The 9461-nt window shown below is 69.5% G+C and carries 12 protein-coding genes; 8 read left to right on the plus strand and 4 right to left on the minus strand.

Annotated elements, in window-relative coordinates; genetic code table 11:
• The first annotated feature begins 23 nt into the window (after positions 1-23).
• The 4 genes from ettA (at position 24) to VJ976_RS08100 (ending at position 4115) form a co-directional block, all read left to right on the plus strand.
• Entirely contained in the window at positions 24-1706 is a 1683-nt protein-coding gene (gene ettA / locus VJ976_RS08085; protein WP_324099609.1) for an energy-dependent translational throttle protein EttA, read from the plus strand.
• 105 nt (positions 1707-1811) lie between these two features.
• Positions 1812-2654 carry a pseudouridine synthase gene (locus VJ976_RS08090; protein ID WP_324099620.1) on the plus strand — a complete coding sequence of 281 codons (843 nt, stop codon included), beginning with the start codon at positions 1812-1814 and terminating at the stop codon, positions 2652-2654.
• Positions 2647-3183 (plus strand): DUF1697 domain-containing protein, encoded by a 537-nt coding sequence (locus tag VJ976_RS08095; RefSeq protein ID WP_324099610.1) that lies wholly within the window; start codon positions 2647-2649, stop codon positions 3181-3183. The genes VJ976_RS08090 and VJ976_RS08095 overlap by 8 nt, the downstream gene beginning before the upstream one ends.
• A gap of 131 nt (positions 3184-3314) precedes the next feature.
• Positions 3315-4115, plus strand: coding sequence for an AfsR/SARP family transcriptional regulator (locus VJ976_RS08100; protein ID WP_324099611.1), 801 nt, complete (start codon positions 3315-3317; stop codon positions 4113-4115).
• Here the strand turns inward: VJ976_RS08100 and VJ976_RS08105 are convergent.
• The 4 genes from VJ976_RS08105 to VJ976_RS08120 all read right to left on the minus strand — a co-directional run bounded on the left by VJ976_RS08105 (position 4087) and on the right by VJ976_RS08120 (position 6142).
• Positions 4087-4434 carry a hypothetical protein gene (locus VJ976_RS08105; protein WP_324099612.1) on the minus strand — a complete coding sequence of 116 codons (348 nt, stop codon included), beginning with the start codon at positions 4432-4434 and terminating at the stop codon, positions 4087-4089. The two genes, VJ976_RS08100 and VJ976_RS08105, sit on opposite strands and share 29 nt — an antisense overlap.
• Before the next feature lie 94 nt (positions 4435-4528).
• Complete coding sequence (locus VJ976_RS08110; RefSeq protein ID WP_324099613.1) at positions 4529-4777, minus strand: hypothetical protein; 249 nt, start codon at positions 4775-4777, stop codon at positions 4529-4531.
• A 48-nt stretch (positions 4778-4825) separates the two neighbouring features.
• Complete coding sequence (locus VJ976_RS08115; RefSeq protein ID WP_324099614.1) at positions 4826-5038, minus strand: hypothetical protein; 213 nt, start codon at positions 5036-5038, stop codon at positions 4826-4828.
• 72 nt (positions 5039-5110) lie between these two features.
• Positions 5111-6142, minus strand: coding sequence for a M12 family metallopeptidase (locus tag VJ976_RS08120; RefSeq protein WP_324099615.1), 1032 nt, complete (start codon positions 6140-6142; stop codon positions 5111-5113).
• Between the two features lie 242 nt (positions 6143-6384).
• Here VJ976_RS08120 and VJ976_RS08125 point away from each other — a divergent pair, with 242 nt between their 5' ends.
• From VJ976_RS08125 to VJ976_RS08140, 4 genes are all read left to right on the plus strand, one after another.
• A complete protein-coding gene (locus tag VJ976_RS08125) occupies positions 6385-7047 on the plus strand; it encodes a nucleotidyltransferase family protein (protein ID WP_324099616.1) in 663 nt (220 codons plus the stop codon).
• A gap of 114 nt (positions 7048-7161) precedes the next feature.
• Positions 7162-8049 (plus strand): AAA family ATPase, encoded by an 888-nt coding sequence (locus tag VJ976_RS08130; RefSeq protein WP_414693598.1) that lies wholly within the window; start codon positions 7162-7164, stop codon positions 8047-8049.
• Positions 8046-9155: a vWA domain-containing protein gene (locus tag VJ976_RS08135; RefSeq protein WP_324099618.1), complete on the plus strand. Its 1110-nt coding sequence runs from the start codon at positions 8046-8048 to the stop codon at positions 9153-9155. Before VJ976_RS08130 ends, VJ976_RS08135 begins: the two co-directional genes overlap by 4 nt.
• A partial coding sequence (locus VJ976_RS08140; RefSeq protein ID WP_324099619.1) for an XdhC family protein occupies positions 9148-9461 on the plus strand: 314 nt, incomplete at its 3' end. The genes VJ976_RS08135 and VJ976_RS08140, both read left to right, overlap by 8 nt.

A 9461-nucleotide genomic window follows, 5' to 3' on the forward strand; every position in this document is an offset into this window, starting at 1 on the left:
TGCGCGGCGGTTAGCCTGGGCTCATGGCCGAGTTTATTTACACGATGAGCCGCGCCCGAAAGGCCCACGGCGACAAGGTCATCCTCGATGACGTCACGATGTCGTTCTACCCGGGTGCCAAGATCGGTGTGGTCGGCCCGAACGGTGCCGGCAAGTCGACGATCCTGAAGATCATGGCCGGTCTGGACCAGCCCTCCAACGGCGAAGCACGCCTGACCCCTGGGTACACCGTCGGCATCCTGCTCCAGGAGCCACCGCTGAACGAGGACAAGACGGTGCTGGGCAACGTCGAGGAGGGGGTCGGGCCGATCAAGAGCAAGCTCGACCGGTACAACGCGATCTCCGAGGAGATGGCCGAGCCGGACGCCGACTTCGACGCGCTCATGGCCGAGATGGGCACGCTGCAGGAGGACATCGACGCCGCCGACGCGTGGGACCTGGACTCCCAGCTCGAGCAGGCCATGGACGCCCTGCAGTGCCCCCCGCCGGACTCCGACGTCACCGTGCTCTCCGGTGGGGAGCGCCGGCGCGTGGCGTTGTGCAAGCTCCTGCTCTCCAAGCCGGACCTGCTCTTGCTGGACGAGCCCACCAACCACCTGGACGCCGAGAGTGTGCAGTGGCTCGAGCAGCACCTCGCCTCCTATCCCGGCGCCGTGCTCGCCGTCACGCACGACCGGTACTTTCTGGACAACGTGGCGCAGTGGATCGCCGAGGTCGATCGCGGACGCCTGTACCCCTACGAGGGCAACTACTCCACGTACCTGGAGAAGAAGCGTGAGCGGCTGGCGGTCCAGGGCAAGAAGGACGCCAAGCTGGCCAAGCGGCTGGAGAAGGAGCTGGACTGGGTCCGCTCCAACGCCAAGGCCAAGCAGACCAAGAACAAGGCGCGTCTGGCGCGCTACGAGGAGATGGCGGCGGAGGCCGACAAGACGCGCAAGCTGGACTTCGAGGAGATCGCGATCCCGCCCGGGCCCCGGCTGGGCGCCCAGGTCATCGAGGTCGACGACCTGAAGAAGGGTTTCGGGCAACGTGTCCTGATCGGCGACCTCAGCTTCACCCTGCCCCGTAACGGCATCGTCGGCGTCATCGGCCCGAACGGCGTCGGCAAGACGACCTTGTTCAAGACCATCGTGGGCATGGAGGAGCCGGATGCCGGCTCGGTCAGGGTCGGCGACACGGTGACCATCTCCTACGTCGACCAGAGCCGCGGTGGTATCGACCCGGAGAAGTCATTGTGGGAGGTTGTCTCGGACGGCAATGACTTCATCGAGGTCGGCAAGGTCGAGATCCCGTCCCGGGCCTACGTCTCCCAGTTCGGCTTCAAGGGCCCCGACCAGCAGAAGAAGGCGGGTGTGCTCTCCGGCGGGGAGCGCAACCGGCTCAACCTGGCGCTGACCCTGAAGCAGGGCGGCAACCTGCTGCTGCTGGACGAGCCCACCAACGACCTCGACGTGGAGACGCTCGGCTCGCTGGAGAACGCGCTGCTGAACTTCCCCGGCTGCGCCGTGGTGATCAGCCACGACCGGTGGTTCCTGGACCGCGTGTGCACCCACATCCTGGCCTACGAGGGCACCGAAGAGGACCCGGACCGGTGGTACTGGTTCGAGGGCAACTTCGGCGCCTACGAGCAGAACAAGGTCCAGCGGCTCGGCGTCGAGGCCGCTCGGCCCCACCGCGTCACCTACCGCAAGCTCACCCGCACCTGAGGGCACCCGCGCCAGCATGGGCTGCAGCCGAAGGACGACGACCTGAGTAGACGCCGAGAGCATCCGCTGCCCGACCGTGACGGGATCGGGCCTGCTCGGGTGCGCATGCCGCCGGGTGGGCCGTGGGCGACCGTGGTCGAGTTCCTGCGGGAGCGCACCGGCACGCCCGCGGAGAGCGTGCACGGGCGCGTCGAGGCGGGCGAGGTGGTCTTGGGAGACGGCACAGTGGTGGACGAGCAGACGGGCTACCGGGGTGGCGAGGTCGTGTTCCTCTACCGCGACGTGCAACCGGAGGTCGAGGTCCCCTTCGAGCTCGACATCCTGCACCAGGACGACGACATCGTCGTCGTCGACAAGCCGCACTTCCTGGCCACGATGCCGCGGGGGGCTCACGTGAGCCAGACCGTCGTGACCAGGCTCCGGCAGCAGCACGACCTGCCGCGAGTTGTCCCGGCGCACCGACTGGACCGCCTCACCGCCGGCGTGATGCTGCTGGTCATCCGGCCCGAGCTGCGTGGTGCCTACCAGCAGCTCTTCGCCGAGCGCCTTGTGCACAAGACCTACCTGGCCCTGGCTCCCCGGCTGGCGTCCTGGGACGGGTCGGTGACGGTGAGCAACCGGCTCGTCAAGCAGCGCGGTCAGCTCCAGGCGCGGGTCGTGCCGGGGGAGCCGAACGCGCGCACGTTCATCGAGCGGCTCGACTGCGATGCCGAGGTGTGCACCTACCGCCTGACGCCCTACACCGGGCGGACCCACCAGCTGCGAGTGCACTGCGCGGGGCTGGGGATGCCCATCCTGGGCGACCCCCTCTATCCGCAGGTGCGCGGTCTGGCGGTAGGCGACTTCTCCGAACCGCTGCAGCTGCTGTCGCAGCGGCTGGAGTTCAAGGACCCCGTGACCGGGGAGCACCGGGTCTTCACCACCGAGAGGTCGCTGAGCCGTGGCTGACGTGGTCGCGCTTCTGCGCAGTGTGAACGTCGGCGGCAACCGGATGAAGATGGACTGGCTCAGAGCTCTGGCCACCGACCTCGGGTGCGCTGAGGTGCGTACCGTGCTCGCGACCGGCAACATCGTCATGAGCGCTCCGAAAGACCTCGAGGCCACCCGGCGGTCGCTCGAGGTGTCGCTGGCCGAGCGGTTCGGCGTCATCGCGGTGGTGATGCGGACCCATGCGTCGTTGCTGCAGGCGATGCAGGACAACCCCTGGGCCGACGACGTCCACGACGGTCTGCTGGAGGGTCGTGCGGTGCACACGATGTTCTGCGACCGTGCCCCGCTCGAGGCGGCGGTGACGAGTCTGAAGCGCAAGGACTCCCCGGACGACATCGCGGTCGCCGGAGCGCACACGTACCTGAAGCTCGCCGGCTCGGCGGCGGAGACGCCCTACACCGGCGCATGGTTCGAGCGGAACCTGGGCGTGGTCGGCACCATGCGCAACCACAACACCGTCCTCAAGCTCCTCGACGCGACCGCATGACCCTGACGCCTGGCACCGCCGGGGACGGCCGGTCTCGCGCCCACCGCAGCGAGGGCTGTCGCACCTGCGCACGTATCGCGCGGAGCCCCCGCCCCTCCTCGTTCTGAGGGGAACAGGACAGGGAGGCGATCATGCCGGCACTCATCGCCAAGGGGGCCACAGGGGCACCCGGCAGGACTGCGGACCCCGGAATGGCCGCCCTCAGCCTGCTCGGGGGTTTCCGGCTGCAGATGGAGGGGCGGAACGTCGAGGTCTGCCGCTCCGCCCAGCGCCTGAGCGCCTACCTGGCCATCCAGGACCGCCCCGTGTCCCGGGAGCGGGTCGCCTGTGATCTCTGGCCCGACCTGCAACCGACCGATGCCCTGGCTCGCGTGCGTGATGCCCTCTACCGGCTGCGCAGGGTCGGGACCGACCTCGTCGAGGGCTCAGGGATGTGGTTGAGCCTGGACGAACGGATGCACGTCGATGTCCGGCACCGCTGGCACCGAGCGCGCGCCGTGCTGGCCGGAGGCGGCGGCAGTCACGGGCCGGGGTCGTCACCCGCGCTCGACGAGCTCGCTCCCCGACCGCTGCTGCCGACCTGGGACGAGGCGTGGCTGGCCGGCCCGCGTCACGATCTGTGGCTGACCTGCGTGCGAGCTCTGGAGTGCCTGGCGCAGGACCGGGCGGACCAGAAACGTTTCCTCGACGCCGAGGTCGCCTGCCGGATCGTCATCGAGGCCGAGCCCTACCGTGAAAGCGCCCACCTGCTCTTGGCCGACGTCTACCTGGCCGAGGGCAATCCCGGGCAGGCCCTGGTGACCGTGCGGGAGTACGCGTCGCGGATGAGGCGCGAGCTGGGCTTGGACGCGGGTCCGGCGGTGGCGTTCGTGACGCGGTCGATCCACCGTCGCTCCAGCGTGGTCAGCCGATCCGTCGCAGCGGGACCGTGATCACGTCCTCACCGCGCCAGGCAGCGTCTGAGACCCCGATGTGCTCCATCGTCCGGTAGTTGCCGACCCCGTTCGGCTCCTCGCTGGCCAGCGCCCAGTGGGCTTGCACCGCGTACGACCCCGCCGGTTCGTGCACGTCGATGACCCATCGCCGGCCGGATGGACCGGCTTCGTCCGTCGCCGCCAAGACCGAGGAACGCCCCACCACCAGCGCGGGTCGGTCCGCGTAACCGATCTCGACCACCTCGAGGTCCAAGCGACCGGCAGCTCGCCTGGCGGGTGGGTCGGTCAGGACAACGGTGCACCGGAGAGAGGGCATGGGCCTGCGGCCTCCTTCCTCGGTGACTTCTGGACATGGCTCAGCGCCTGCCCCACTCTGACAGGGCAGGCGCTGGACCGGGGGTCGCGAAGGTCTACGACGGATCCAGGCTGGGGGCCGGCCCGCTCGAGGCGTCGGCGTCGGCGTCGGTGCCGGCCGACTCCAGGTGCGCGACGTCCATGTCCGGCGCGGGGCCCGCGGACCCGGCGTCGGACTCGGCGGTGGAGATACCCCGCGAACCCTGCATCTCCTCGGCGTCGGGCAAGTGTGTCGGTGCGGGTGCCTGGTCGGTCTCGGCCCCGTCAACAGGGGCCTCCACCTTCACGGTCACTGTGGTGCTCATCGGATCCTCTTCTCTGTCGTGGGGTGCTCTGCGTGCCTGGCGCCGGGGCTACAGGTACACCTCGGTGATCTCGTTGGAGGCGATCGTGACGTTCGCGCTCCGGTTGTGGGCGCGGGCCAGGGCCAGCAGCAGGAAGGTGTTGCTCACCCCGTCGGTGCTGTTGCCCTTGATCTTGCGCCAGCTCGACTCCGAGGCGGGGTAGGCCCACGCGTTCTTGCTGTGGGGAGTAGCGAAGACGCTGTTGATGGCGGTGTTGGTCATGATCTCTCCTTCGGTGTGTATCCGGGCTGCAGCGCGGTCCGGTGTGGGTGGGGTGATGGGGGAGCCGCCTGGCTAGAGGCCGTAGGCGACGAGGAGCGTGCGGCCGATGGTGTCCGCGCGGACCCGGCGGTCGTTCGCTCGGGCCAAGGCCAGCACGGCGAAGGTGTTGCTGACGCCGTCGGTGGAGGTGCCGTCGATCTTGCGCCACCCCGCCCCGGCGAGATGCGCCCACGCGTTCTTGCTGTGCGGTGTCGCGAAGACCATGGAGACGGCCACGTTGGTGTGTCGCTCGGTGTACATGGCGTGTGCCGCGGCGATGTCGCCGGCCGAGAGTCCGTTGCGCTGGCCGATGGTCGGCCCGCTGCGCAGCTGCTCGATGGTGACGCGGTTGCCGATGCCGAACGCCTTGCGTCCGTAGTGCATGATCGAGCCGTAGTCGTAGGAGCCGATGTCGTCTCCGTCCGAGATGTGCTGGTTGAAGTTGTGCTCTCTGCCGGCCTCGATGTTCTGCCACAGGATGCGGACGTAGGTGTCGCGGTCTTCCCGGCTCTGCTCGTGCCAATGGCCCCAGGCGTGGCCGAACTCGTGGATCGCGCTTCCGACACCACAGCCGGAGCCGAGGCTGAGGAGCTGTTCCCCACCGCGCATCCCGACGTAGGACCAGCATCCGCCGTCGTCGACGACGCGCACGTAGTTCGGGTACTGCGAGGCGTTCGCCGAGGTCCGCTGCACGAAACGCAGGTGGGTGCGGTCCTCCCAGTGCTCGACGGCGTCGGCGACCCGTCCGGGGTTGGGCAGCGAGCTGTCCACCTCGTAGGGCATCAGAGCGTCGGGCCAGCGGAACTGTGTTCCGCTGATGCCGACGCCGGAGACGATGGCGTCGTCTTCGCTCGATGCGCGCATCGTGGTGCGCTCCATCTCGTCCACCGTGCCCAGGCAGATGTCGCCTTCGAACATCGCGCGGCCGTTGACCGCTTCGTACTGCACCGCCTTGCGCGTGAAGGTGTCGCCCCGGATGAAGCCGGTGCGGATGTCCGGCGTGGCCTGCTGCGAGCCCTCCTCGCCGATGTGCTCGCGGTCGGGATCGCTCGGTGAGTCTGACATCGCCCTCTCCTCCTCGTCGGTCCGCACGGGTGTGCGGAAGTCATGGGGACCAGGAGAGACCAGCCGCGTCGCGGCACCGTCACCAGCGCGTCGTGGACGCGTCGCCTCCTCCCTGACGCTCTCGGCGTGGCCCGGCGGGACCAACCCCGTCTCGCGCGTCGCGCCTGGTCGAGGGTGATGTTCGTGCCCGTCGGAAGCCGCAGCAGCACCCGGCCGGGCCGCGAGTAGGCCAGACTGCGGGTATGACTTCTGTGCCGTCCGTCGTCGGTCTGCTCCTTGCTGCTGGTGCAGGCAGCCGGATGGGCCGGCCCAAGGCTGGAGTCGAGATCGGCGGCCGGACACTGGTCGAGCATGGAGTCGAGGTGATGCTGCAGGGTGGCTGTCGAGAGGTGTTGGTGGTGTTGGGCGCCGATGCGGATCCCATCGGTGCCCAGCTGGCTGCGTCGGCTGACGGCTGGGGGGATCGGGTGGCGACCGTGGAGTGTGTGCAGTGGGAGTCCGGCCTGAGCGCATCGCTGCGCACGGGGCTTGCCTCCCTGGCGGCGCGCGGTCGGGGATGTCCGGTAGCGGCGCTGACACATCTGGTGGACCTGCCCGATGTCGGACCATCGGTGATCGAGCGCATTCTGGACCGGGCATCGGACCAGCAGCCCTGGTCCAAGGCGATCGTGCGCGCCGTCTACAACGGTCGGGAAGGCCACCCCGCCCTCATCGGTCTGCACCACTGGCAGGGCGTCATGGACTCGGCGCAGGGGGACCGAGGCGCGGGGCGCTACCTGCGCGAGCACGGCGCGGTTCCGGTGGAGTGTGGTGATCTGGCGGCGGGCGTCGACCTGGACACACCGGAGGACCTGGCGGCCTATCTGACGGTTGACCGCCGTGGCACGGGGGGACCACCTTCATGACCGGAGCGGCGCGCTGGGACAGCAGCCAGTGCCCGCACACCCGACCCGCCGCCCTGCCCTTTCGCCGTGAGCCCCCGCTGAGCGAGGAGCCGGTGAGTCGATGATGCTGTGATGATGAACCGCAAGCACGCCATGGCCAGCCCGGCGTCGGTGACCGAAGCGCTCGCCGCGACCGGCTACCTGGCCGACGAGGGTCTGGCCACCGTGACCTACCTGGCGGAAGCTCTGCAGCGCCCCATGCTGGTGGAGGGCGAACCCGGCACCGGCAAGACCGCGCTCGCCGAGGCGGTCGCGGAGGTGCTGGGGGCGCCCGTGATCCGGTTGCAGTGTTACGAGGGCATCGACGCGAGCCAGGCGCTCTATGACTGGGACTTCCCGCGGCAGATCTTGCATCTGCGTGCCATCGAAGCCGCGGCCTCGGGGGGTGTCACCCGCGAGCTCGAAGCCGAGCTCTACGACGAGCGGTTCCTGTTGGCCCGTCCGCTCTTGCGGGCCGCGCGAGAGCCCGGGTCGGTCCTGCTCATCGACGAGATCGACCGGGCCGACGACGAGTTCGAGGCGTTCCTGCTCGAGATCCTTTCGACCTGGTCGGTCACCATCCCGGAGGTGGGCACCCTCACGGCCGAGGAGCCTCCCTTCGTCGTGCTGACCTCCAACCGGACCCGGGAGCTGCACGACGCCCTCAAGCGGCGCTGTCTGTACCACTGGATCGACCATCCAGGCTTGGAGCGCGAGGTCGCCATCGTCCGTCGTCGCCTGCCGGAGGTGACCGCGCAGCTCGCCGCCCAGGTGGTGACGACGGTGCAGCAGCTGCGTCTCGAGGGCGAGCTCATCAAACCTCCCGGGGTCGCCGAGACGCTGGACTGGGCGCGAGCCGTGCACGCGCTGGGCTGTAGCTCACTGGACGTCGAGGTGGCCGCGGCCACCCTGGGCAGCGCGGTGAAGTACCGCGAGGACACGGCGCGCGTCCTCGCCGCGCTGGACCGGATGCTCACGCCATGACCTGGACCGCGGAGGAGCTGCTGCTCGGCTTCACGCGTGCCCTGCGATCCGCTGGGGTGATGGTCAGCGCCGATCGCTCGCTGCTGTTCTTGCGGGCGGTGGCCCGGGTGGGGGTGGACGACCGTGACCGTGTCTACTGGGCGGGCCGCGCCACCCTGACCGCTTCCCCGGCCGACCTGGCCGTCTTCGACCAGGTCTTCGCACAGTGGTTCGGTGGCGCCGAGATGCACAGCCTGACCTACCCTTCGACCCCCACACCCACGGCCATGCAAGCGGCGTGGGATGACGCCCCGGACGGCGATGGTCAACCTCAGACCGATCACGACCACATGGTCAGGGCCGTCTCCTCGAACCGCGAGGTGCTGCGTCACCGGGACATCGCACGACTGACTGCTGCCGAACGGGCGTCGTTGCGGCGGGAGTTCGCGCGCTTGCGCCCCCACCCGCCCATCCGGCGGGCGCGGCGGTACGCACGAGCGCACCGAGGCGAGATCGACGGACCAGCCACGCTCCGCGGTCAGCTGCGACGGATGGGGGAGCCGGCTGTGGTCGCGCGCCGACAGCACGGAATGCGGACGAGGCGCGTGGTGCTCCTGGTCGACACAAGCGGGTCGATGAGCGCCTATGCCGATGCGCTGCTGCGCCTGGCGCACACCGTCGTGCAGTCTGCGCCCCGCAACACCGAGGTCTTTGCGATGGGCACTCGGCTGACCCACCTCACCCGCGCGTTGCGCCTGCGGGATGCCGACCAGGCCTTGGTGACAGCAGGCCACACCGTCTCCGACTGGTCGGGAGGCACACGCCTCGGCGAGGTGCTCGGCGCCTTCCTCGACCGCTGGGGTCGCCGCGGCATGGCACGTGGCGCCGTCGTCGTCGTCTTCAGCGACGGGTGGGAGCGCTCGCACCCCGAGGTGTTGGGCGAGCAGGCTCGGCGGCTGGCCTCGATGGCCCACCGGGTGGTGTGGGTCAACCCGCACCGTGGACGTCCCGGCTACTCCCCGGTGCAGGGGGGAATCGTGGCGGCGCTGCCGCACGTCGACGATTTCGTCGCCGGTCACTCGCTGACCGCCTTCGAAGAGGTGTTGGAGGTGGTGGCGCGTGCGTGAGGTGCTGCCTGACCTGCTGACCTGGTGGCGGGCGGGGGAGCCCGTCGCCATGGCCACCGTGGTGGACACGTGGCGCTCGGCTCCACGTCCCGCCGGAGCCTCCATGCTCATCGGGCCGGATGGCACGGCGGTCGGGTCCGTCTCCGGCGGATGTGTGGAGGGGGCCGTCTACACCCTTGGCCAGGACGTGTTGACCAGGAGCACGCCGACGCTGACGCGCTATGGCGTCAGTGATGACGACGCCTTCGCCGTCGGCCTGACCTGCGGCGGCATCTTGGACGTCTTCGTCGAGCGGGTCTCGGTGGA

This window comes from Ornithinimicrobium sp. (assembly GCF_035267225.1).
GTDB lineage: Bacteria > Actinomycetota > Actinomycetes > Actinomycetales > Dermatophilaceae > Ornithinicoccus.